Genomic DNA, 22,874 nt, shown 5'->3' with positions numbered 1-22,874 from the left:
CGGGCATGTCGAATGCGCTCGCGCAACACAGGAAGTGAAGCCATGACGGTTGCCTGGCTCGGAATCGGGGCGAATCTGGGGGATGCGCGCCAGACGCTCAAAGACACGGTGGTGTGTCTCGCGCAGCAGCACACCATCACCGTGCTCGCCAAATCGAGTTTGTACCGCACCGCGCCCATCGACGCGGGCGGCGACGACTATTTCAACTGCGTCGTGAAGCTCGAGACGCTGCTTTCGGTGCGCGAGCTGCTCGGCCTGTGCCATCGCATCGAGCACCACTTCGGCCGCGAGCGTCCGTTTCGCAACGCGCCGCGCACGCTCGACATCGACATTCTGCTGTACGGCGAAGCGATCATCGACGAGCCCGACCTGATCGTGCCGCATCCGCGCATGACGGGCCGCGCGTTCGTGCTTGCGCCGCTCGCCGAAATCGATCCTGAGCTCGCCATTCCGGGCCTGGGCGTGGTCAGCAGCTTCCTGCCCGCTGTCGCCGAGCAGCGCATCGAAAAAATGAAACCGCTGTGCCAGTGTCTCGCCGACCCGGAAGCGGGCAAACCCGCGGGCGGTGTGGGCGATTCAGACAACTCCGCCGCCTCCACGGATAACACGCCGCGATCGAAGGGCACCTGCCGATGAGCACGCCACTTTCTTTCGCCACCACCGTAGCCGCGCGTCCGGCCGCGCTCCAGTACATCGCGATCGAAGGGCCGATCGGCTCGGGCAAGACGCCGCTCGCAACGCGACTGGCCGAGCGCTGGTCGATGCAGACGCTGCTCGGCTCGCGCGCGGACAACCCGTTTCTCGAGCGCTTCTACCGCGACACATCGCGCCACGCGCTGGCCGCGCAACTCGCAGTGGCGCTGCAGCGCGAGCATCTCTCACGGCAAGTGGCAGCGCAGCTTGCCGCCGGCACCCCGCTCGTGACGAATTTCCTTGCCGAACGCAACGACCTGTTCGCGCGCCTGACGCTCTCCGAAGAAGAGCTGCAGCTTTTTCAGGCGCTCGCCGCGCGTCTGCGCGTGGCGTCGCCGCCGCCCGACCTCGTGGTGTATCTGCAGGCGAGCCCCGAAGCGCTCTATGCGCGCATCCAGAAGCGCGCGGTGGCGGCGGAGCAGCACATCTCCGACACTTTCCTGCGGGCGCTGTGCGACAGCTACAACGAATTTTTCTATCATTACGACCGTGCGCCGGTGCTGACCGTGGGCGTCGAGAATCTGAACCCGCTCGACTCCGACGCGGACCTTGCGCTGATCGTCGAGCGTATCGAATCGATGCGCGGCCGCAAGGAATCGTTCGTCAAGGGCGCGACGCTGTGAGCGGCGCGCCGTCCGGCATTCCCTTTCCCTAACGGATTCCCCATGACTTACCTGCAGGAAACGAGCCGCAGCGCGGTTACCGTGCCCAAGCTCCAGGCAATGCGCGACGCCGGTGAGAAGATTTCGATGCTCACGTGCTACGACGCGAGCTTCTCGGCGCTGTGCGACCGCGCGGGCGTTGACACGGTGCTGATCGGCGACTCGCTCGGCAATGTGCTCCAGGGCCACACCACGACGCTGCCCGTCACCATCGACGACATCGCCTATCACACGGCCTGCGTCGCGCGCGCGCAACCGAAGGCGCTGATCATCGCCGATCTGCCGTTCGGCACGTTCGGCACGCCCGAGGACGCCTTCGCGAATTCGGTGAAGCTCATGCGCGCGGGCGCGCAGATGGTGAAGATCGAGGGCGGCGAGTGGCTCGCGCCCACGGTGAAAATGCTGGTCGAGCGCGCAGTGCCGGTGTGCGCGCACATCGGCCTCACGCCGCAATCGGTGCATGCGTTCGGCGGCTTCAAGGTGCAAGGCAAGACCGACGCGGCCGCCGTGCAGCTCGTGCGCGACGCGCTCGCGCTCGAAGCCGCGGGCGCGCAACTCGTGGTGATCGAGGCGGTGCCGGCGACGCTCGGCGCGCAAGTCACGAAGCAGTTGCGCATCCCGACCATCGGCATTGGCGCAGGCCTCAACTGCTCGGGCCAGGTGCTCGTGCTGCACGACATGCTCGGCATTTTCCCCGGCAAGCGTCCGCGCTTCGTGAAGGACTTTATGGCGGGACAGCCCGATATCGAATCTGCGGTGCGCGCGTATGTGAGCGCCGTGAAGGAAGGTACGTTCCCGGGGCCAGAGCACACGTTCTGATGGGTGTTTTCCGATCCGCAGCGGGCGATGGCCGGCTGAAATGGCATCGGCGCACAATGCAAAACAGCGCGTTCCTTGCGGGACGCGCTGTTTTTGTGCTCGCTTACCACTTTTGTGCAACTGGCGAACGGCAACCGAAGGCGCGATAGAGGAATGGGCGGTGCGTGCTACAGATTTGGCGCACTTGGCTCGCCAAGCCATTGAAATGCGCTCAGCAAAAGAAAACCCGCCGGCCCCATCGAAAATCGAGAGCACGGCGAGCGTGGTTTCAGCTGATCAGAAGCCTTGTAACAGCAGATCAATCGCGGCGACGATTTCGTCGTACCGGTCAGCGAGACTGCCGACAGGTTGCTTCAGCAGCTTGACGGACACGGCGCCCATCGACTGAGTCAGCATCACATACTGCTCGCCGTCAATATCGACCACCGGATTGAGCCGGGTCGCAGGCTTGGGCAACTCGGCCAGCGGCAACAGCGGGATCACGACCCGGGAGTCGAGGTGGCCCATCGTATCGGCCTGCACGTTCAGCAGGTACCACCGCTTCGTGGGATGTGGATAGATCGTGAAGCGCTCCATCAGAACATCCTGAACTCGTCGAGCGGCAACCCATTCCTCTCGATATAGTCGTTGTAACACGCGATCGCTTCCGCGTTCTCGTTCAGCCACACCTCGGCACGCTTATCGGAGACGGCTTTCGCGAGCCCGGCCTCCGCCGCCTGGGACACGTTCAGGCCAAGCTGCCTGGCTTCGGCCAGCAGACTTTCGGCTATCGACACGTTGGCGGATTTTTTGGGCAGGGGGGCGTAGGTGACAGACATGTTCGGGCTCCCGGTGAAAGTTTCACGATCATGGTGCCACGAACTGGAGCGCCGGGCAACATTGTCAATGCACATCCCGGATGCACTTTGACGATGTACATGCACTGACAGTGGCGTGTGCATAGGCCGGTCGCACGACCTGTGGCTCGGGAGCGAGCCGCTCCTGTGTCGCCATAGCTGGCAACGCGCCTTTGCCGCGCAGTCTCCAGTCGCAGCATCTGCGACGCTCTACGGCAGTGTCCGACCGTTCGCGTCGGCCACGCCGATGCGCTTGGGCATACGTTATCAGATCAAACTCGCGGCCACGGCCCCGCGCAACGCATTGGTGAGCATGAGCGCCTCGGCGTTCAGCACGTCCTCGCGCGTGAGCACGCGCTCGCGCGCCCCGAACGCCGCATCGTCGAGCAGCACGCCTCGCATTACGCCAGGCAGCAGCCCCGACGCCAGCGGCGGCGTCCACCACTGCCCATCGCGCTTCACGAACACGTTCGAGCGCCCGCCTTCGGTCAGCTCGTCGCGTTCGTTGAAGAACAGCATGTCGAAGCCGCCCTGCGCTTCGGCCTCGCGCCATGCGCGGTCGAATTCGGCGCGACGCGTCGACTTGCGCAGCAGCAACGCATCGCCTGACGCGACGGGCGCGAAGCCGTGATCCGGCGCGAGCAGCACGCCAACGGTGTCGTGTGCGAGCGGCGCAAGCGGCGCGCTGGTCAGCGTTGCCACGCCGCTCTTGCCGAGCGCGAGCCGCAGGCGATGCGGCGCGTTCCCTTCCGCAAGCGCGGCGCATGCGTCGGCGAGACGCCCGCGCAGTGCTTCCACATCGCACGGAAAGCCCAACCACGCCGCGCCCGACGCAAGCCGTGCGAGATGGCGCTCGACGTGACGCACGCCCTGGGCACGCGTCGCGTACATCGTTTCGAAGAGTTCGATGCCGGGGTCGGCCTCGGTGAGAAAACGCGCTTTCAATCGGCACTCCTCGTATTCGTCGGCGGCCACGCTGTCCAGCACGATGCCCGCGCCCACACCCATCTCGCCGCGCCGCATTGCGCCATCGCCATTGCTGGGCGCGTCGAGCGTGAGCGTGCGGATCACGACCGAGAGGCAGAAATCGCCGCAGACCTCGCCAACGCCTGGCGCGTCCAGCCAGCCGATGGTGCCCGTGTAGAGCCCGCGCGGGCCATGCTCGAGCGCCTCGATCAACTCCATCGTGCGGTGCTTGGGCGCGCCCGTGATCGAGCCGCAGGGGAACAGTGCTCGCATTGCGTCGGCGAAGGTCGTGCCGGGGCGCAGTTTCGCCTCCACCGTGGAGGTCATCTGCCAGACCGAGGCATACGGCTCCACGCTGAAGAGCGCGGGCACGCGCACCGAACCTGTCTGCGCGACGCGCGACACGTCGTTGCGCAGCAAGTCGACGATCATCACGTTTTCGGCGCGATTCTTGGGGTCGTTTGCGAGGAATTGCGCGGCAGCGGCATCCTCGGCCACATCGGCACGACGCGCGGTGGTGCCTTTCATCGGCCTCGCGCGCAACGTTTCGCCGTGCTTCTCGACGAACAGCTCCGGCGAGCACGAGAGCACCCAGCGATCGCCAGGCAACGCGATGAGCGCGCCATAACGCACGCGCTGACGCTCGCGCAAACGCCGGTACAACGCCACCGGCGCGCCGAACGCCTCGAAACCCAACCGGTACGTGTAGTTGATCTGATACGAGTCGCCGATACGCAATGCGTCCTGCACCGCGCCGATGTCGTGCTCGAAGCGCTCGCGCCCGACGCCCATCGTCACGCCGGCAATGCCTGCCGGCGCGGGGGCCGCGTTGCCCTCACGCGCGGCGAGCCACGCGTCGGCCTCCTCGCGCGAGAAACGCTCGCAGCGCGCGAACAATAAAAAACGCAGCGCGGCGTGGCCGTGCTGCGTTTCGCTGGATGAGACATCGTGCTTCGCGAATTCGAGCGCGCGCCCGAATTCGTAGTCGCCGAGCACAAGCGCATGAAGGGCCTCGCCCGCTCCTGCGCTCAATGCTGCATTGACTTCGCGGCACGCCGCGTCGAGATCCGCCGCGCGCTCGCATGCGATCTCGCGCACGAACCCCGTGTACAGGCGGCTCGAACGGCTCGCCGCCGTGGAGTCGCCATCGTCGAGCAGCGCGAAGATCGCGTCACCGGCCGCGCCGCTTTGATTCACTGCCATTGAACGTTACCGCCTGCCTGCTACCGCACGACATCCCGACGTGCATTAATCAAAGAAGCTCTTCACGCGGTCGAACCAGCTCTTGCTCTGCGGACTATGGCGCGAGCCGCCTTCCACGAGCGACTTCTCGAACTGCTGGAGCAAGTCGCGCTGCTGTTCGGTGAGTTTGACCGGCGTTTCGACCTGCACATGCACGTACAGATCGCCGGCGATGCTCGAACGCAGGCCCTTGATGCCCTTGCCGCGCAGACGGAAAGTCTTGCCCGACTGCGTGCCCTCGGGCACCGTGAAGCTCGCGCGGCCCGCCAGCGTCGGCACTTCGATCTCACCGCCGAGCGCCGCCGTGGTGAACGGAATCGGCATCTGGCAATGGAGGTCGTCGCCGTCGCGCTCGAACACCGCGTGCTGCTTGATGTGGATCTCGACATAGAGATCGCCCGACGGCCCGCCGTTGATGCCCGGCTCGCCGTTGCCTGCCGAGCGGATGCGCATGCCGTCGTCGATGCCCGCCGGAATCTTCACTTCGAGCGTCTTGGTTTCCTTCACCTTGCCCGCGCCGTGGCAGTTCGTGCAGGGCTCGGGAATATAGGAGCCAGTGCCATGGCACTTCGGGCAGGTCTGCTGGATGCTGAAGAAGCCCTGCGACATGCGCACCGAACCGGAGCCGTGGCAGGTCGGGCAGGTCTCGGGCTTGGTGCCGGGTTTCGCGCCCGAGCCGTGGCAGACGTCGCAGCTGCTCCATCCCGGCACGCGAATTTGCGTCTCGTAGCCGTGTGCCGCCTGCTCCAGCGTGATTTCCATGCTGTAGCGCAGGTCCGCGCCGCGGTACACCTGCGGGCCGCCACGCGCGCCACGGCCACCGCCGCCGGCTGCCTGGCCAAAAATATCGCCGAAGATGTCACCGAAAGCGTCCGCGAAACCGCCGAAGCCCTGCGCACCCGCTCCACCCATGTTGGGATCGACACCCGCGTGGCCGTACTGGTCGTAAGCCCCGCGCTTTTGCGAGTCCGACAGCATCTCGTAGGCTTCTTTCACCTCCTTGAAATGCTCTTCCGCATCCTTGCTGTCCGGATTGCGGTCGGGGTGATACTTCATCGCAAGCTTGCGATAAGCCTTCTTGATTTCGTCGTCGCTCGCGTTCTTCGCGACGCCCAGAACCTCGTAGTAATCCCGTTTCGCCATATCGGTTCAACGCCGGCCGCGCACCTTTCGCGCACGCGCCGGCTCCTCTTGAATGCTGGATCTCGTGACCCGTTTGCCGCTCCTTCGCACCTTCCGCGCACGGGCGCTTTCACGCCCCGGCGGCCCCTGCAAGAGAACGGCCTCCATAAAACAAATGTGCCCGGAGAGCCAAAAAGGCCCGCCAGGCGCTGCAATGCCGAAGCGCATCGTAACCGATGCGGCCGTGCTTGGGTCTGCTCAGTCCTTTCGACCCGGGCCCGATTCTCGCGACATCCGGCGCACTTCGCGCCGGATGTCCTGGCCCTGAACGAGCAGACTTAGTCCTTCTTGACTTCCTTGAACTCGGCGTCGACCACGTCCTCGGCGGCGTGCTGCGGGTTGGCTTCAGCGCCCGCGGCACCTGCTGCCGCACCCGCCGCGCCTTGCGCCGCCTGCATGTCGGCGTACATCTTCTCGCCGAGCTTCTGCGACGCTGCCGACAGCGCCTCGACCTTCGCTTCGATCGTCGCCTTGTCGGCCGACGTGTTCTTCAGCGTGTCTTCGAGTTCCTTCAGTGCGGCTTCGATCTTCTCCTTCTCGCTGGCGTCGATCTTGTCGCCGTACTCGGCCACGGCCTTCTTCGTGCTGTGAACCAGCGCATCGCCCTGGTTGCGCGCGTCGGCCAGCTCACGCAGACGGTGATCTTCTTCCGCGTTCGCCTCGGCGTCCTTCACCATCTTCTCGATTTCAGCTTCCGAAAGACCCGAGTTCGCCTTGATGGTGATGCGGTTTTCCTTGCCAGTCGCCTTGTCCTTCGCGCCGACGTGCAAAATGCCGTTCGCGTCGATGTCGAAGCTCACTTCGATCTGCGGCACGCCGCGCGGTGCGGGCGGAATGCCTTCGAGGTTGAACTCGCCCAGCAGCTTGTTGCCCGCTGCCATTTCGCGTTCGCCCTGGAACACCTTGATCGTCACGGCGCCCTGGTTGTCGTCGGCCGTCGAATACACCTGCGCGTGCTTCGTCGGGATCGTGGTGTTCTTGTTGATCATCTTCGTCATCACGCCGCCGAGCGTCTCGATACCGAGCGAGAGCGGGGTGACGTCGAGCAGCAGCACGTCCTTGCGGTCGCCCGACAGAACCTGGCCCTGAATCGCGGCGCCAACTGCCACGGCTTCGTCCGGGTTCACGTCACGGCGCGGATCCTTGCCGAAGAACTCCTTGACCTTCTCCTGCACCTTCGGCATACGCGTCTGGCCGCCGACGAGAATCACGTCGTCGATATCGCTGACCTTCACGCCCGCGTCCTTGATCGCCACGCGGCACGGCTCGATGGTGCGCTCGATCAGGTCTTCGACCAGCGCTTCGAGCTTGGCGCGCGTGATCTTGAGGTTCAGGTGCTTCGGACCCGAGGCATCCGCCGTGATGTACGGCAGGTTGATTTCGGTCTGCTGGCCCGACGACAGCTCGATCTTGGCCTTTTCAGCGGCTTCCTTCAGGCGTTGCAGCGCGAGCACGTCCTTCGAGAGGTCGACGCCCTGCTCCTTCTTGAACTCGCCGATGATGTAATCGATGATGCGCTGGTCGAAATCTTCGCCGCCAAGGAACGTGTCGCCGTTGGTCGAGAGCACTTCGAACTGCATTTCGCCGTCAACGTCTGCGATTTCGATGATCGAGATGTCGAACGTGCCGCCGCCCAAGTCGAACACGGCGATCTTGCGGTCGCCCTTTTCGGCCTTGTCCAGACCAAACGCGAGCGCGGCTGCGGTCGGCTCGTTGATGATGCGCTTGACTTCCAGACCGGCGATGCGGCCGGCGTCCTTGGTGGCCTGGCGCTGGCTGTCGTTGAAGTACGCGGGAACCGTGATCACGGCTTCGGTGACCGGCTCGCCGAGGTAGTCTTCAGCGGTCTTCTTCATCTTGCGCAGCACTTCGGCCGACACCTGCGACGGCGCGAGATTATTGCCGTGCGCCTGGACCCATGCGTCGCCATTGTCGTGCTTGACGATCTTGTAGGGCATCAGGTTGATGTCCTTCTGCACTTCCTTCTCGTCGAAGCGGCGGCCGATCAGGCGCTTGACCGCGTACAGCGTGTTCTTCGGGTTCGTGACCGACTGACGCTTGGCCGGCGCGCCGACCAGCACTTCGTTGTCGTCCATGTAAGCGATGATCGACGGCGTCGTGCGAGCGCCTTCCGAGTTCTCGATCACCTTGACCTGATTGCCTTCCATCAGCGCCACACACGAATTGGTGGTGCCGAGGTCGATGCCGATGATTTTGCCCATTTTGTCCAATCTCCAGATTTTGATCGCTGTGCGTTCGCCGCTTCTCCGCCGCTTCTCGCGTGGTGCGGGGGCGTTCGCCTCAGCTCAATTCGGTTTGTTTCAATTCACTGTTGCCCAAATAGGTGCCGCAAGGACGTTTTCAAGAGCTTTGGGCTATACATTCGTTAAATTTTTTCGATCGGCGGCGCTTCGCTCGAAACGGTGCCGCCCAATCTTTCCAACGCCTTACAAGACAGCTGCGAAACGGTTGGCCGAGACGCGTTACTTCGGCTGCGAAACCGTGACCAGCGCCGGGCGCAGCACGCGCTCGGCAATCACATAACCCTTTTGCAGCACCGCGACGACCGTGTTCGCCTCTTGCTCCGAGGGCACCATCGAGATGGCCTGATGGCGATGCGGATCGAACTTCTCGCCCACCGGGTTGATCTGCATGACCTTGCCCTTCTCGAGCGCGCCGATCAGCTGCTTGAGCGTCAGCTCGACGCCTTCGTTGACCTTCGCGAGGTCGTCCGAGCCGTGCGCCAGCGCCGCTTCGAGGCTGTCCACGACCGGCAGCAAGTGCTCGGCAAAGCTCTCGATGGCGAACTTGTGCGCCTTGGCAACGTCTTCCTGCCCGCGGCGGCGGACGTTTTCCGTCTCGGCCTTGGCTCGAATGAATGCATCCTGCAGCTCGGCGACCTTCGCTTGGGCCTCGGCCAGCGCAGCTTGCGCGTCGCCTTCGGGCATCTGCGCGGCGCCTTCAGCCGCGGGTTGTTGCGGCTGAGCAGCGGCTTGCGACGCCTCGTCCGCGGGCGTGGGGTTCTGGCTCGTCGGGTTCTCTTGCGTGTTTTCCATGTCGCTGAACGTCGTTGAATAGTAAAAGGGGGGAACAATGCGCGGGCCGTCCTGGCCGGCTCGTTTGCTACGCCGGCAAGCGTTGCGCCGGCGCGACGGCCGCCTTGTCCATCGCGACAGCACGTGGGTGCCGGATCATTTATTTCAAGGGCTTCGCGCGGTTTTTTTATGCACCGATCAAACCGCGAGAATTGCTTGTTACAACCATTACTGCAGTGCCGCAACAATGAAATTGAGTACGGGGCAACCCTGACCTACACTCAGGAACAGGTGCTGCTCACGGGGCGTTTACCCTGAGTCCGGCACCGCACCGACGGGCCCCTGCCGTTGCGTCTCTGGCCCGCGTATTGGCCGTTTTGCAGCTTTTCTTCCCTTGGGGGAGTACCGTGAAACTGACCTTTGCCATCTCGGTGGTCGCTCTGGTACTCATCGCCGGGACCACCACCATCTGCATGTCCGGCGTCGTGAATGAAAATACGACGGAATACGGGGGCGTTCACGCCACGATGGAAGAGCTCTTCAATCCTCACGCGAAAGTTTGTCGATAGTGCGACGGTCGCGCTTGGTGGGCCTGCCATGGAACACGGCGGCGGGCTCGCGGAAGAGCCGCCTGCGCTCCTGTTCGGCCGTGCGCTTTGCACGGCCGGCTTCTGTTTCCGCATAGAGCGTCTGGGCGATGCTCGCCGGGCCGCGCACCTCGCAGATGCCGAGCACCTGCACCTCCCATACCGCGTGATCGATCTCGATTTTCACGAAGTCGCCCACGCGCACGTCCCGGGAAGCCTTCACGACATCGCCGCCGATCCGCACGCGGCCCTTGCCGATGGCGTCCGACGCCTGCGAACGTGTCTTGAAAAAGCGCGCGGCCCATAGCCATTTGTCGATGCGCAGACGTGCGCCGGGTTCGGTCGAAATCTTGTAGTTCATAGATGCTTCCTGATTGAGCGCCGCCAAAGTCCCGCGCTCAGGCCGTCGCGCCGACTGGAACCGGCGCCCGCACCGGCCAGCCCTGCAGGTTTTGCGCGACGATTTCGCCCAGCGCCGCGATCCACGCCGGCGACGCGTTCAGGCACGGAATCCGATGGAACTCTTTGCCGCCGCCATGCAGGAACTCGTCGCGGACCTCCATGCCGATTTCCTCGATGGTCTCGAGGCAGTCCGCCGTGAAGCCAGGACAGAACACGTCGGCGCGACGCACGCCGCCCTGCCCGAGTTCCCTGAGCGTCGGCGCGGTATAGGGCTGCAACCACTGGGCCCGCCCGAAGCGCGACTGGAACGTGACGCGGCATTCGACCGGCGTGAGTTCAAGCGCGTGCATGAGGAGCGAGGCCGTCTGCTGGCATTGATCGTGGTACGGGTCGCCGAGATCGAGCGTGCGGCTCGGCACGCCGTGAAAACTCAGCACGAGGCGGTCGCCTGCCGCGAAGTCGGGGCGGCCGTGGGCCTGCCAGTACTCCCGCACCTGGGTCGCGAGCGCCGCAATATAGGCCGGATGGTCGTGATACGCGCGCACCGTGCGGATTTCCGGCTGATTGCGCATGCGCCGCAGCTTGGCAAACGCGGCGTCGAACGCCGTGGCCGTGGTCGACGCCGAGTATTGCGGATACATCGGCACCAGCAAAATGCGCTCGGCCCCCGCGAGCTTGAGCTGGCTGAGCATCGCCGCGATGTCGGGCGTGCCGTAGCGCATCGCATGCTCCACGAGTACGGCGTAGTCGTTCAGATGCAGCAGATGGCGCAAGCCGTCGGCCTGCTTCTGCGTGTGCACGCGCAGCGGGGAGCCTTCGGGCGTCCAGACCGCTGCGTATTTCTTCGCCGACGAACGGCTGCGAAACGGCAGAATCAGCCCGCGCAGGATGACTTGCCAGATGGGCGCGGGAATCTCGACCACGCGCGGATCGGAGAGGAATTGCGCCAGATAGCGGCGCACCGCGCGCGGCGTGGGCGCATCGGGCGTGCCCAGATTGATGAGCAGCACCGCGACACGATGCGCGACGGCGGACTGCAGGGGCCGCTCCAGGTCGAAACGCATAGGCGATCAGGTGCGCCGCGCTTGAACGCGCGGCAAGGGTTGTACAAGTGCGCATTATAGCGGGCGTGCTGGATGCGCCGGGCTCCAAAGCCTGCTCACGAGGCGCTGTATGCACAGCGGCGGCGCGCGCCAAACCACCAACGTTAGCCATTCGGCCAGTGGCGGGCCGCGCCACCACGGGAGAAGATGGACACACAGTGAAACGCGGGCAAACCGTGCGGCAAGCGCGGTCAGTTCTGGCTGAGCGTGAGCGAGAGCAGGCGCGCGGTGATGTCCACGATCGGAATCACGCGGTTGTAAGCCATGCGCGTCGGGCCGATCACGCCGAGCGTGCCAACGATCTTGCCGTTCACTTCGTAAGGCGCGGTCACCACGCTCATTTCCTCGATCGGCACGAGGTTCGACTCGCCGCCAATGAAGATCTGCACGCCCTGGGCGTGGCTCGACACGTCGAGCAGTTGCAGGAGGCTCGTTTTCTGGTCGAACACGTCGAACAGCTTGCGCAGGCGCGCCATGTCCGACGACAGATCGGCCACTTCGAGCAGGTTGCGCTCGCCGGAAATGAGCACAGTCTCGCCGGTGTCGGTTTCGTCGGTGCTCGCGGTCACGGCGGCGTGCATGAGCGTGGTCATGTCGCCGCGCAGCGCGTCGATCTCTTCACGCAGGCGCTGCCGCACCTCGTCGAACGACAGGCCCGCAAAGTGCGCGTTGATGTAATTGGAGGCTTCTATGAGTTCGGAAGGCGCGAAGTCGCGCTGCGTCGCCATGATGCGGTTCTGCACGTCGCCTTCGGGCGTCACGATGATGAGCAGGATGCGCTTGTCGGACAGGCGCATGAACTCGACCTGCTTGAAAACGTGCGTGCGCCGCGGCGTGAGCACCACGCCCGCGAACTGCGAGAGATTCGAGAGCACGCTGGCCGCCGCCGCCACCACCTTCTGCGGCTCGCCGGGGCGCAGCGTGGTCTTGACCGCGCGCGTGAGCGCGTCGTCGTCGGCCGAGGGCTCGACGGTGAGCAGGGTGTCGACGAACAGGCGGTAGCCGCGCGGCGTGGGCACGCGCCCCGCCGAGGTGTGGGGGCTCGACACAAGCCCCAGCTCCTCGAGGTCCGACATCACGTTGCGGATCGTTGCCGGGCTCAGCTCCAGGCCGGAAAAGCGCGACAGCGTGCGCGAGCCGACCGGCTGACCTTCGGCGATGTAGCGCTCGATCAGCGTTTTGAGGAGGGTTTGTGCGCGAGGGTCTAGCATGACTGAAAATTCTAGCCTAATGCCGGGTTGGCGGCGAGCCCGCCCGCGTTCGCGCCGGTGGCCCGGGCGCCCAGCAAACACGGTAGCCCCTGCACTGTTTTGGGCGCACCGTCATCGCCGTGTCACGCCGGCCTGCAAAAAGGGGGCGCAGCCCTTGCCCGCGCCCCGTGGGCAAGGGCTGCCAGGTTCTTTTCGAGACCCGACTATGGTGTAATGCCGGCATGCAGATCCAGAAGATCCAGAGCCAGTTCAAAACGGTTGCGCTCGTCGGGCGCAGCAATACGCAAGGCATCGGCGAGCCGCTGATGGCGCTCGCCCATACGATTTCGCAGCGCGGCTTCGACGTGGTGTTCGAAGCGCACACGGCCCAGGAGATCGGCGCCACCGGCTATCCGGCGCTGCAGATCGCCGAAATCGGCGCGCGCGCGGATGTGGCCGTGGTGCTCGGCGGCGACGGCACGATGCTCGGCACCGGCCGCCAGCTCGCGCCCTACCGCACGCCGCTCATCGGCATCAACCACGGGCGTCTGGGCTTCATCACCGACATCCCGTTTGCCGACATGCAGGAAGTCGTGCCGCAACTGCTCGCGGGCAGCTTCGAGCGCGAGGAGCGCTCGCTGCTCGAGTCGCGCATCACGCGCGGCGGCGACCCGATCTACCATGCGCTCGCGTTCAACGACGTGGTGGTGAACCGCAGCGGCGTTTCCGGCATGGCGGAGCTACGCGTGCACGTGGACGGCCGCTTCATGTACAACCAGCGCTCGGACGGGCTGATCGTCGCCACGCCCACGGGCTCGACAGCCTATTCGCTCTCCTCGCAGGGGCCGCTGCTGCATCCGCAGTTGCAGGGCATCGTGCTCGTGCCGATTGCGCCGCATGCGCTCTCGAACCGCCCGATCGTGCTGCCCGACGACTGCAAGGTCAGTATCCAGATCATCGCGGGGCGCGACGTCAATGTGAACTTCGACATGCAGTCGTTCACGGCCCTCGAACTCAACGACGTGATCGAGGTGCGCCGCTCGCGCCATACCGTGCCTTTCCTGCATCCGGTCGGCTACAGCTATTTCCGGACCCTGCGCCAGAAGCTGCACTGGAACGAACATCCCTCGCTACAAGACGACCCGGAAGACTGAGGCCGCCATGCTCCGCCATCTTTCGATCCGCGACTTCGTGATCGTCGCCGCGCTCGACCTCGAATTCGACAACGGCTTTTCCGTCTTCTCCGGCGAGACCGGCGCGGGCAAGTCGATCCTGATCGACGCCCTCGCGCTCACGCTCGGCGCGCGCGCCGACGCCGGCGTGGTGCGCACGGGCGAAAGCCGCGCCGACATCACCGCCGAATTCGACGCCCCGCCGCATGTGGCGCAGTGGCTCGACGAGCAGGCGCTCGCCACGCCCGATGGCGAAAACACGGTAATGCTGCGCCGCGTGGTCGACAGCGGCGGGCGCTCGCGCGCGTTCATCAACGGCACGCCGGCCACGCTCGCGCAGTTGCGCGAGGTGGGCGAGCGCCTCGTCGACATTCACGGCCAGCACGCGCATCAGCTGCTCATGCGCCCCGACGCGCAGCGCGAACTGTTCGACACGCACGCGGGCCTGGTCGACATGGCTGCCGCCGTCACGCGCGCGTGGCGCGTCGCCCGCGACGCCCGCCTCGCCGTGCAAACCGCGATGTCGCGCGACCGCGAACTCCAGCTCGAGCGCGAGCGCCTTGCCTGGCAGCTCGCCGAGCTCGACAAAGTCGCGCCGCAGCCCGGCGAGTGGGAAGAAGTGAACGCCGAGCACGTAAGGCTTGCGAATTCGGCGAATCTGATCGAAGGCGTGCAAGGCGCGCTCGCAGCGCTCTCCGAATCCGACGACGCGATGATCTCGCATCTGAACTCGATCCTCTCGAAGCTGCGCGATCTCGCCGAGGTCGATCCCGCGCTCGGCGACGCGCTCGCCGCGCTCGAACCCGCCGCTATCCAGTTGCAGGAAGCGGCCTACTCGCTCTCCCATTACGCCCAACGGCTCGATCTCGATCCGCAACGGCTCGCGCAGGTCGAGCACCGGCTCGACGCACTGCACTCGGCGGCGCGCAAGTTCCGCCTGCAAGCCGAATCGCTGCCCGAGGAACACGCGGCGCGCCGCGCCCAGCTTGCGGCGCTCGACGCCGCCTCCGATCTCGACGTGCTGCGCGCCGCCGCCGACAAGGCGCACGAAGCGTATCTCGCCGAGGCCCGCCAGCTTTCGAAGGCGCGCGCGAAGGCCGCCAAGGCGCTTGGCGCGGCAGTCACGCAGGGCATGCAGGAATTGTCGATGGCGGGCGGCAGCTTCGAAGTCGCGCTGGTTCCGCTCGGCAACAGCGCGAGCGGCGAGCCGATCGGCGGCGCGCACGGTCTGGAGCAAATCGAATTTCGCGTGGCCGGCCACGCGGGCGTGCCGCTGCGCCCGCTCGCGAAAATCGCCTCGGGCGGCGAACTCGCGCGCATCAGCCTTGCGCTCGCCGTGATCGCGAGCGCCGCGAGCCCCACGCCCACGCTGATCTTCGACGAGGTGGACACCGGCATCGGCGGCGGCGTCGCCGAGGTGGTCGGGCGCTTGCTGCATCAGCTCGGCCGCCAGCGCCAGGTGCTGTGCGTCACGCACCTGCCCCAGGTCGCCGCGCGCGGCGATCACCACTTCCAGGTCTCGAAGTCCGGCGACGGCAATGGCGGCACGGTCTCGGTCGTCACGCCGCTCGACAGGCCGGGCCGCGTGGAGGAAGTCGCGCGCATGCTCGGCGGGCTGGAGATCACGGCCACCACGCGCCGGCATGCGAAGGAGATGCTGGCGGCTTGAGCCGCCCGAAGGCCAGCGCAAATGCGCCGACGCACAGCGCGCGCTTCCTGCAGTGCAGGCGTGGCGGCAATCGCCACGCCAGTGAGCCCCCAGCCCTAACCGTTTTCCGGCCGCGTCGGCTGCGGCGCCGCGCGCACCGCCTTGCGCACCTTCGCGACCTCGCTGGCGCTCACCGCCGGCGCGCGATTGCCCCAGCTCGAACGAACGAAGGTCAGCACGTCGGCGATATCGCGGTCGGTGAGACGCTCGGCGAAGCCAGGCATGCCGAACTGTGCCGGCGCAGCCTTCGTCCACGGCATCCGGCCGCCCTCGAGCACGATGTGGATCAGCGAGGTTGGATCGTCGCTGTTGACCACGGAACCCAATGCGAGCGTCGGGAACGTGCTCTCGTAGCCGCTTCCGCTCGTACGGTGGCAAGCCGCGCAGTTGTCCACGAAGGTCAGCGCGCCGTTGCTGCGGTCCGTGCCCGCGCGCAGCTTCTGCGTGGCGGCGGGGTCCGCCGCCAGCGCCGACCCATCCGCATGAGCAGGCGAAAGCGTCTTGAGATAGGCCGCAATCGCCGCGAGATCCGCGTCGCTCATGTTCTGTGTGCTGCGCCCGACGACTTCCGCCATACCGCCGAAGGCCGCCGCATGAGCGTTGCGCCCGCTCCTGAGGAACGCGACGATCTGCTCCGGCGTCCATTCGCCAAGACCGTCCTTGCGGTCGCCGCGCAGGTTCTTCGCCAGATAGCCGTCAACCACGCCACCGGACAGGAACAGCCGGGAATCGTCGGTCAGCGCCTTTTCCTGTAGCCCGAGACCGCGCGGCGTGTGGCATGTGCCGCAATGCGCGGGTCCTTCCACCAGATAGCGGCCGCGCGCGACCACTCCATCGGCTGCGCCGGGTGCGACGTCGCTCACGACGTCAGGCGCGAACGCCATGCGCCAGAAGCGCAGCGGCCAGCGCATCGAAAGCGGCCAGGGGATGTCCGTAGCCTTGTTCTGCTGCTCGACTGGCGCGACGTCTTGCATCAAATACGCGTACAGCGCCTTCACGTCCGAAGGCGGCATCTTCGCGTAGGAGACGAAAGGCATCGCGGGATACAGCGTCGAGCCGTCCTTCGCGATGCCGCGACGCACGGCGCGGTCGAACGCTTCGAAGCTATAGCCGCCGATGCCCGTCGCCTTGTCGGGCGTGATATTGGGCGAGTAGATCGTGCCGATCGGCGAGGCGATGCCCACTCCGCCCGCATACGGCTTGCCGCCTTTGGCCGTATGGCAGGCGATGCAGTCGGCGGCCGTTGCGAGGTAACGGCCTTGCTCGATCAGTTGCGCCTGAGCACCCGTCGACAGCGCGAGAGGCTGCGGTACATTCGCCGCCCCTGCGGCCGGCGGCTCCTGGGCAAGCCCATGCGCGGCCCATGCGGCGGCGGCCAGCAGCGTGGACGAAACCACGGCGATCGTCATTTTCTTCATCGTCATGGCCTCCTCCTCAAGCCTGCACCAGCGGCGCGGGATGCTTCAGGTATTGCTCGCGGATCGCCTTCGCGGTGTGCCAGGCGAGCGCCGCCACGAGGCCCGTCGGGTTGTAACCCATGTTCTGCGGAAACGCCGATGCGCCCGTGACGAACACATTGGGCACGTCCCAGCTCTGCAAATACTTGTTGACCACGCTCGTTTGCGGCGATGCGCCCATCACCGCCCCGCCCGTCGTATGCGTCGATTGATAAACGCGTGTGTCGTAGTGCTGCCCCTTCACTCGCACCGCCTTGAAATACGTCTCGGGTTTCATCGCCCGCGCCACTTCCTCCATGCGGCTGCCCATGTAGCCGAGCATGGCGTACTCGTTGTCGTGCCAGTCGAACGTCATGCGCAGGAGCGGCAGGCCGTGCGCGTCGCGATAAGTCGGATCGAGATCGAGGTAAGCATCGCGGTACGGCATGACCGAGCCCGAAATGCCGATCGTCAGAAAACGCTGATAGGCATCGGCCACGCCTTCCTTCCATTTCGCGCCCCAGGCGGGCGTGCCGGGCACGGTCGGCGTCTGCTGGATCGGACGCCCGCCATAGCGCACGTGGCGGATGCTCGCCCCGCCTACGAAGCCCAGCGGGCCATGATCGAATTGATCGCCGTTCAGGTCGTCGAGGGCGACGCCGCCCGCGCCCGTGCCGATGAACGGATTGAGCTGCGTGCCCTTGGGCAGCAGCACGTTCACCGCGCCGTTCATCTGGTACGCGTAATTGCGGCCCACGACGCCCTCGCCGGTCTTCGGGTCGTATGGCTTGCCGATGCCGGACAGCAACAGAAGACGCACGTTGTGCATCTGGAATGCCGAGAGGATTACGAGGTCAGCGCCCTGCTCGACCTCGCGGCCCTGGGCGTCGATGTAGGTCACGCCGGTTGCCCGCGTCTTGTCCGCGTCGAGCAGCACCTTCGTCACATATGCATTGGTTCGCAGTTCGAAGTTAGGCTTCTTCAGCAGCACCGGCAGGATGGTGGTCTGCGGCGAGGCCTTCGCATACATATAGCAGCCGAAATCCTCGCAAAAACCGCAGAAATTGCACGGTCCGAGACGCACGCCGTACGGATTCGTATACGGTTGCGAGCAATTGGCGGCGGGCGCCGGATAGGGATGAAACCCCGCTTCGCGCGCGGCCTGTTCGAACAGCGTCGCGCCATAGCCGTTCTTGAGCGGGGGCGTGGGATATTCGCTCGCGCGGCGTCCTTCGAGTGGATTGCCGCCCGGCTGGATCGTCCCGTTCAGGTTGCCGGCCCGGCCGGACGTGCCGAACACCTTCTCCGCGTAATCGAAGTGCGGTTCGAGTTCGTCGTAGGTCACACCGAAGTCCTGCACCTGCATGCCTTCGGGCATGAAGCGCTTGCCGTAGCGCTCCTCATAACGCGTGCGCAGCTGCAATTCTTCCGGCAGCGCGCGGTAGTGCATGCCGTTCCAGTGAAAGCCCGCGCCGCCCACGCCATTGCCGAGGTAGAACGAGCCGTGCTGGCGATACGGCACGGCGAGATCGTTCACGCTGTGCCGTATCGTCACCGTTTCCTTCGAGAGATCCTGGAACAGCTTGCCGCGCACGGCGTACTTGAGTTCGTCGATGACCTTGGGATATGCAGCGTCGGTGGGCGTATCGCGCATGTCGCCGCGCTCCAGCGCGACGACATTGAGGCCCGCATCGGTCAGTTCCTGGGCGAGAATCGCGCCAGTCCAGCCGAAACCCACGATCACGCAATCAACTGGTTTCTTCTTGATGCTCATTTCGCTTCACCCCCGTCTTCCGTCGATCGACACCGGCCCGTACGGGTACTTCGCCCCGGGCTGATCGATCCAGTCCGCGTAATCCGCGCGCGCGCCCGGAAAGCCGATCGTCTTCCAGCCCGCCATGCCCTTGTTGCCGCCATAGATCGGATCGGCAAAGAAGCCTTCCTTCGTATTGCTTAGCAAGAATGCAAAGAAGGTGGCTGATGGAACCGCTTCGAATTCGATCTTTCCATGCTCCATCTGGCCCAGCACGGCGTCCTGATCGGCCGCCGCGAGTTGCGCGAATGGCTTGCCGCCATAGTGCCGGCGACAGTGCTCGTCGCAGGCCTTGATGCCATGGCGATAAATTTCGCGTGGCGCGAGATTCAACTGGAAGCCGAACTCCGGCGGCTGGTCCGGATGAAACGGACCATGCATGTACCAGATCTTGCCGTGCCCATAGGGCGTATCCATCTGGCTGTCGATGTACTCGGGCACGCCCGCCTTGAGCGCACCGGGACCCGACGCGTCTTCGGGAATCAGGCGATCGACGGCGGCCTGGAGAAAGCGCCATTCGTCGGCGGTGAAGTATTCGGGATGCGATGCGTGGCGAGCGCCGTCGGCCGTCGCGGCGGACGGCGCGGCAGCGTCGCCGCACGCCGTGAGCGACAGCGCGCCGCCGGCGGTGACCGAAGCAGCGGGCACAGCGGCCAGCATCTGCCGCAGGAAACGGCGACGCGGTTCGTGATTGTTTGACATGACGTGTTCCGGTTTGGCCTGAGACGCGCGGAAATCGGCGTCAGCACCGCGATGCGCAGGCCAGACGCGACGCACTTTTATGTGCGCTCTTCGATTTAGATGCGCAGGCAACGATCGATGTTAGGCGTTGAGATGCCAGTGGCGTCATCACCTTAAACGATGTACTGGCCTTTGCGAGTAGCCCAGCGGGCGTTTCATTCAGATGGATTGATGCAAGTCAGACGGAACCCTACAGGTCACGGGGCGGACACCGTCAATTCCGACGGATAAACGTTAAATACAAGAGCGGAGCAGATCGAGATATCGCAACGGCAGACCCGCTGCAATTACATTGCATACCTAAGTATATGGAGGCCGCTTCCGGCCGCTGAAAAGCGACGGCGACACGGCGCGCCGTCTGTGCACGCCGTGTCGCTCGCCGTCTTAGCCCTGCTCCCCAAACACCCGCTTCCAGAGCGCCAGCACCGCTTCGCGCTCGCGCTCGACCCGCGCGGGACCGACGCGCGCCGCCTCCATGCCGTCGAGCCGCAACTGATGCTGGAGCTTGCGATAGAGCCGGTACGCCGAGCCGATCGTGTCGGCCTCCTCCTCGCTCATGAGCCCGAAGCGCGACACCTCGCGCAGGAGCGCGATATTGCCGGTGTTGCGGATCAGCTCGGGGTCCTGCGCCGCGTGCAGCAGCACCCAGTACTGCACGAGGAATTCGATATCGACCATGCCGCCGCGGTCGTGCTTCAGATCGAACAACTCGGTGCGGTTCGGGTGGCCGTCTTCCACGCGCTGGCGCATTTCGACGATCTCCTTGGCGAGCGGCGCCGCATCGCGCGGCGTCGTGAGCACCTGCACGCGAATCGCCTCGAAGGCATTGCCGATGTCCGCGTCGCCCGCCGAAAAGCGCGCGCGCGTGAGCGCCTGATGCTCCCACACCCACGCGGTATTCGCGGCGTCGCCCTCGCGCAGCTGGTAGCGCCGGAACGAACCGAGATCGGTGACGAGCAGCCCCGATTCGCCGTTGGGCCGCAGGCGCAGATCGACGTCGAACAGCGTGCCCGCGCCCGTGGAGGTCGTGAGCCACGTGATGAGCCGCCGCGCGAACGTCGCGTAGATTTCCGAGGCGCGTTCGTCCTCGTCGTCGTAGAGGAAGATGAGGTCGAGGTCCGACGCGTAGCCCAACTCCTTGCCGCCGAGCTTGCCGTAGGCGATCGCCGCGAAGCGCGGCACCTCGCGGTGGCGCTTCGCGAACTGCTTCCACACGGTTTCGATGGTCACGTCGAGCACCGCGTCAGCAAGCTCGGAGAGCCGGTCGCTCACGTGCTCGACCGACAGCCGGCCCGCGAGGTCGTTGAGCAGGATACGAAACACCTCGGCCTGGTGCGCGTGGCGCAGCAGGTCCATCTGCTGCTCGACGTCGGCAGCGGCCGCCAGGCGCGCGCGCAGCAGGCGCGAAAACGCCGGCCAGTCGAACGGCGTGGCGACGGCCTCGTCGTCGAGCAACTCGTCGAGCAGTTGCGGATGGCGGACCAGATAGCCCGCCGCCCAGCGCGATGCGCCCAGCACCTTCAGCACGCGGTTGAGCGCATCTGGATATTCGGTGAGCAGCGCGAGATACGCGCCGCGCCGGATCACGGCTTCGAGCAGATCGAACATGCGCGCGAGCGTGTCGCCGCGCCGCTCGCGCGGCGTAAGCGTGCGCGCCGCTTCGAGCGCGCGCTGCGCGACGCTGTCGAAGCGCTCGCGGCTCTTCTCGGGCAGGCCCGTATAGCGCGACGACTGCCACAACCCGCGCAGGCGCGCGAGCAGCGGCGCCGGATCGTCGATGCCGAGTTCGGCGAGGCGTTCGAGCAGCGTGCCATCGGCGCCCTCTTCGGTCAGCGCGTCGCTCCAGACCCAGGCGGCCACGCCGTCTCCGGGCGCGCCGCAGCCGCTGTCGCCGCCCACTTTGTCGGAGAAGATCTGGTCGAACTGGCGCTCGACCTTCTCGCGATGCGCGTCGAGCACCGTCATCAGCGCGGCGTAGTCGTCGAAGCCCATGGACTTCGCGAGCGCCGCGCGCTCTTCGGGATCGACGGGCATGGCGTGGGTCTGCGCGTCATCGCGGTATTGCAGCCTGTGTTCGAGTTCGCGCAGGAAGTTGTAGGCGCTCGTGAGTTCACTGCAAACCTCGGGCGCGATCAGCCCGCGCGCCGCCGCGTAGCCGAGCACCGCGAGCGTCGGGCGCACCCGGAAGCCCGCATCCTGGCCGCCGCGAATCAACTGGAACACCTGCGCGCTGAACTCGATCTCGCGGATGCCGCCGCGCCCGAGCTTGATGTCGTCGGCCTTGTCGGGGCGCATGGAGGCGCGGCGCTGCGCCTCCTGGCGGATCTGCATGTGCAGCGAGCGAATTGCGCTGATCACGCCGAAGTCCAGGTAGCGGCGGTAGACGAACGGCTTGACGAGCCCTTCGAGCTGCGAGGCGAGCCGCAGCGCGCTTTCGCTCGCCGTCTCCGAGACGAGCCGCCCCTTGATCCACGCATAGCGCTCCCACTCGCGGCCCTGCACGTAGAAGTACTCCTCGAGCATGCCGAGGCTGCACACGAGCGGGCCCGAGTCGCCGTTGGGGCGCAGCCGCATGTCGACGCGAAACACGAAGCCGTCCGCCGTCACGTCGGAGAGGGCGCCGATAAGGCGCTTGCCCACGCGCGAGAAGAAGTCTTGAGTGGCGATGGGCGAGCGCTGGCCGCCCGTGGTCTCGCCGTCGTCCTCGTAGACGAAGATCAGGTCGATGTCCGACGACACATTGAGTTCGCGCCCGCCGAGCTTGCCCATGCCCACCACGCCCAGCGTCAGCCGCTCGCCGTTCGGCCCGCGCGGCTCGCCGAACACCGCTTCGAGGTCCGCGCTCACGATCGCCAGCGCGCGCTGGATCGTCAGTTCGGCGAGTTCGGTCATGGCGCCGGTCACTTCGACGACATCGGCCGCGCCAGCCAGGTCGCGCTCCATCACCGCGCAGATGACCTCGGCGCGCAACTGGCGCAGCGCCTTTTTCAACTGCTCGTCGGTGAGCGGCGCGGGGTTGATCATGCCGGGGCTGCCAGTGCCGCCGCGCGTCTCGTCGCACAACGCATCGAGCCGCGCGGACAGCGCCGCGCGCGTGAGCGGCGAAGCCGCAAGCGCCTGAACCTGATCGGCCAGACCAGCGCGGGCCGCGTAGGCACGCGCCGCATAACGCGAATATTGGGAACTCAGAAGGGAAATGTCAGTCATGGTGGATCTTTGCCCGGCTCGTGGAGCGGGGGTTGAGTGGAGGGTGAGCGAACACCGGCATTGCGTCGGCCGCCCCCGCC

Annotated in this window: 18 protein-coding genes; 5 read left to right on the top strand and 13 right to left on the bottom strand. The window is 65.7% G+C overall.

What is annotated here, in order from left to right; genetic code table 11:
* Nucleotides 1-42: 42 nt before the first annotated feature.
* The 3 genes from folK to panB are packed head-to-tail and all read left to right on the top strand — an operon-like array spanning nt 43 to nt 2,174.
* Entirely contained in the window at nt 43-636 is a 594-nt protein-coding gene (gene folK, locus NH14_RS10295) for a 2-amino-4-hydroxy-6-hydroxymethyldihydropteridine diphosphokinase (protein WP_035526776.1), read from the top strand.
* A complete protein-coding gene (locus NH14_RS10290) occupies nt 633-1,316 on the top strand; it encodes a deoxynucleoside kinase (RefSeq protein WP_035526779.1) in 684 nt (227 codons plus the stop codon). The genes folK and NH14_RS10290 overlap by 4 nt, the downstream gene beginning before the upstream one ends.
* Nucleotides 1,317-1,358: 42 nt before the next feature.
* Entirely contained in the window at nt 1,359-2,174 is an 816-nt protein-coding gene (gene panB / locus NH14_RS10285) for a 3-methyl-2-oxobutanoate hydroxymethyltransferase (protein WP_035526781.1), read from the top strand.
* Between the two features lie 276 nt (nt 2,175-2,450).
* Here panB and NH14_RS10280 read toward each other — a convergent pair whose 3' ends face one another.
* The 9 genes from NH14_RS10280 to hrcA form a co-directional block, all read right to left on the bottom strand.
* Nucleotides 2,451-2,750, bottom strand: a complete 300-nt coding sequence (locus tag NH14_RS10280; protein ID WP_035526783.1) for a CcdB family protein — start codon at nt 2,748-2,750, stop codon at nt 2,451-2,453.
* Nucleotides 2,750-2,992, bottom strand: coding sequence for a type II toxin-antitoxin system CcdA family antitoxin (locus tag NH14_RS10275; RefSeq protein WP_035526785.1), 243 nt, complete (start codon nt 2,990-2,992; stop codon nt 2,750-2,752). The genes NH14_RS10280 and NH14_RS10275 overlap by 1 nt, the downstream gene beginning before the upstream one ends.
* Nucleotides 2,993-3,277: 285 nt before the next feature.
* Nucleotides 3,278-5,179, bottom strand: a complete 1,902-nt coding sequence (pabB, locus tag NH14_RS10270; RefSeq protein ID WP_035526792.1) for an aminodeoxychorismate synthase component I — start codon at nt 5,177-5,179, stop codon at nt 3,278-3,280.
* Nucleotides 5,180-5,224: 45 nt separating this feature from the next.
* On the bottom strand, nt 5,225-6,361 hold the full coding sequence (gene dnaJ, locus NH14_RS10265) for a molecular chaperone DnaJ (protein ID WP_035526794.1): 1,137 nt from the start codon (nt 6,359-6,361) through the stop codon (nt 5,225-5,227).
* A gap of 317 nt (nt 6,362-6,678) precedes the next feature.
* Nucleotides 6,679-8,622 (bottom strand): molecular chaperone DnaK, encoded by a 1,944-nt coding sequence (gene dnaK, locus NH14_RS10260; RefSeq protein WP_035526796.1) that lies wholly within the window; start codon nt 8,620-8,622, stop codon nt 6,679-6,681.
* A gap of 261 nt (nt 8,623-8,883) precedes the next feature.
* Entirely contained in the window at nt 8,884-9,456 is a 573-nt protein-coding gene (grpE, locus tag NH14_RS10255; RefSeq protein WP_035526797.1) for a nucleotide exchange factor GrpE, read from the bottom strand.
* Nucleotides 9,457-9,975: 519 nt separating this feature from the next.
* The gene (locus NH14_RS10250; protein ID WP_035526799.1) at nt 9,976-10,383 is read right to left on the bottom strand and encodes an RNA-binding S4 domain-containing protein; all 408 of its coding nucleotides are present in this window, start codon (nt 10,381-10,383) and stop codon (nt 9,976-9,978) included.
* A 37-nt stretch (nt 10,384-10,420) separates the two neighbouring features.
* Nucleotides 10,421-11,488, bottom strand: coding sequence for a ferrochelatase (hemH, locus tag NH14_RS10245; protein WP_035526801.1), 1,068 nt, complete (start codon nt 11,486-11,488; stop codon nt 10,421-10,423).
* 230 nt (nt 11,489-11,718) lie between these two features.
* Nucleotides 11,719-12,738 carry a heat-inducible transcriptional repressor HrcA gene (gene hrcA / locus NH14_RS10240; RefSeq protein WP_035526803.1) on the bottom strand — a complete coding sequence of 340 codons (1,020 nt, stop codon included), beginning with the start codon at nt 12,736-12,738 and terminating at the stop codon, nt 11,719-11,721.
* Between the two features lie 221 nt (nt 12,739-12,959).
* Between hrcA and NH14_RS10235 the strand changes: the two genes are divergently transcribed.
* Together NH14_RS10235 and recN are read left to right on the top strand one after the other, a co-directional pair.
* Complete coding sequence (locus NH14_RS10235; protein WP_035526806.1) at nt 12,960-13,871, top strand: NAD kinase; 912 nt, start codon at nt 12,960-12,962, stop codon at nt 13,869-13,871.
* 7 nt (nt 13,872-13,878) lie between these two features.
* Nucleotides 13,879-15,558 carry a DNA repair protein RecN gene (recN, locus tag NH14_RS10230; RefSeq protein ID WP_035526809.1) on the top strand — a complete coding sequence of 560 codons (1,680 nt, stop codon included), beginning with the start codon at nt 13,879-13,881 and terminating at the stop codon, nt 15,556-15,558.
* Between the two features lie 95 nt (nt 15,559-15,653).
* Here the strand turns inward: recN and NH14_RS10225 are convergent, their stop codons facing one another.
* The 4 genes from NH14_RS10225 to glnE form a co-directional block, all read right to left on the bottom strand.
* Nucleotides 15,654-17,015: a c-type cytochrome gene (locus tag NH14_RS10225; RefSeq protein ID WP_035527048.1), complete on the bottom strand. Its 1,362-nt coding sequence runs from the start codon at nt 17,013-17,015 to the stop codon at nt 15,654-15,656.
* Nucleotides 17,016-17,031: 16 nt separating this feature from the next.
* Nucleotides 17,032-18,807 (bottom strand): GMC family oxidoreductase, encoded by a 1,776-nt coding sequence (locus NH14_RS10220; RefSeq protein WP_035526811.1) that lies wholly within the window; start codon nt 18,805-18,807, stop codon nt 17,032-17,034.
* A gap of 6 nt (nt 18,808-18,813) precedes the next feature.
* Nucleotides 18,814-19,548, bottom strand: coding sequence for a gluconate 2-dehydrogenase subunit 3 family protein (locus tag NH14_RS10215; protein WP_035526813.1), 735 nt, complete (start codon nt 19,546-19,548; stop codon nt 18,814-18,816).
* A gap of 423 nt (nt 19,549-19,971) precedes the next feature.
* Nucleotides 19,972-22,794, bottom strand: coding sequence for a bifunctional [glutamate--ammonia ligase]-adenylyl-L-tyrosine phosphorylase/[glutamate--ammonia-ligase] adenylyltransferase (glnE, locus tag NH14_RS10210; RefSeq protein WP_035526816.1), 2,823 nt, complete (start codon nt 22,792-22,794; stop codon nt 19,972-19,974).
* Nucleotides 22,795-22,874: the final 80 nt, after the last annotated feature.

It is taken from the genome of Paraburkholderia sacchari (assembly GCF_000785435.2).
Taxonomy (GTDB): Bacteria; Pseudomonadota; Gammaproteobacteria; order Burkholderiales; family Burkholderiaceae; genus Paraburkholderia; species Paraburkholderia sacchari.
This window is presented reverse-complemented; position numbering and strand designations above follow the sequence as displayed.

Excerpts from the sequence above, each read along its gene's own strand:
- folK (WP_035526776.1), top strand. The coding sequence starts at position 43 with ATGACGGTTGCCTGGCTCGGAATCGGGGCGAATCTGGGGGATGCGCGC.
- NH14_RS10290 (WP_035526779.1), top strand. The coding sequence starts at position 633 with ATGAGCACGCCACTTTCTTTCGCCACCACCGTAGCCGCGCGTCCGGCC.
- panB (WP_035526781.1), top strand. The coding sequence starts at position 1,359 with ATGACTTACCTGCAGGAAACGAGCCGCAGCGCGGTTACCGTGCCCAAG.
- NH14_RS10280 (WP_035526783.1), bottom strand. The coding sequence starts at position 2,750 with ATGGAGCGCTTCACGATCTATCCACATCCCACGAAGCGGTGGTACCTG.
- NH14_RS10275 (WP_035526785.1), bottom strand. The coding sequence starts at position 2,992 with ATGTCTGTCACCTACGCCCCCCTGCCCAAAAAATCCGCCAACGTGTCG.
- pabB (WP_035526792.1), bottom strand. The coding sequence starts at position 5,179 with ATGGCAGTGAATCAAAGCGGCGCGGCCGGTGACGCGATCTTCGCGCTG.
- dnaJ (WP_035526794.1), bottom strand. The coding sequence starts at position 6,361 with ATGGCGAAACGGGATTACTACGAGGTTCTGGGCGTCGCGAAGAACGCG.
- dnaK (WP_035526796.1), bottom strand. The coding sequence starts at position 8,622 with ATGGGCAAAATCATCGGCATCGACCTCGGCACCACCAATTCGTGTGTG.
- grpE (WP_035526797.1), bottom strand. The coding sequence starts at position 9,456 with ATGGAAAACACGCAAGAGAACCCGACGAGCCAGAACCCCACGCCCGCG.
- NH14_RS10250 (WP_035526799.1), bottom strand. The coding sequence starts at position 10,383 with ATGAACTACAAGATTTCGACCGAACCCGGCGCACGTCTGCGCATCGAC.
- hemH (WP_035526801.1), bottom strand. The coding sequence starts at position 11,488 with ATGCGTTTCGACCTGGAGCGGCCCCTGCAGTCCGCCGTCGCGCATCGT.
- hrcA (WP_035526803.1), bottom strand. The coding sequence starts at position 12,738 with ATGCTAGACCCTCGCGCACAAACCCTCCTCAAAACGCTGATCGAGCGC.
- NH14_RS10235 (WP_035526806.1), top strand. The coding sequence starts at position 12,960 with ATGCAGATCCAGAAGATCCAGAGCCAGTTCAAAACGGTTGCGCTCGTC.
- recN (WP_035526809.1), top strand. The coding sequence starts at position 13,879 with ATGCTCCGCCATCTTTCGATCCGCGACTTCGTGATCGTCGCCGCGCTC.
- NH14_RS10225 (WP_035527048.1), bottom strand. The coding sequence starts at position 17,015 with ATGAAGAAAATGACGATCGCCGTGGTTTCGTCCACGCTGCTGGCCGCC.
- NH14_RS10220 (WP_035526811.1), bottom strand. The coding sequence starts at position 18,807 with ATGAGCATCAAGAAGAAACCAGTTGATTGCGTGATCGTGGGTTTCGGC.
- NH14_RS10215 (WP_035526813.1), bottom strand. The coding sequence starts at position 19,548 with ATGTCAAACAATCACGAACCGCGTCGCCGTTTCCTGCGGCAGATGCTG.
- glnE (WP_035526816.1), bottom strand. The coding sequence starts at position 22,794 with ATGACTGACATTTCCCTTCTGAGTTCCCAATATTCGCGTTATGCGGCG.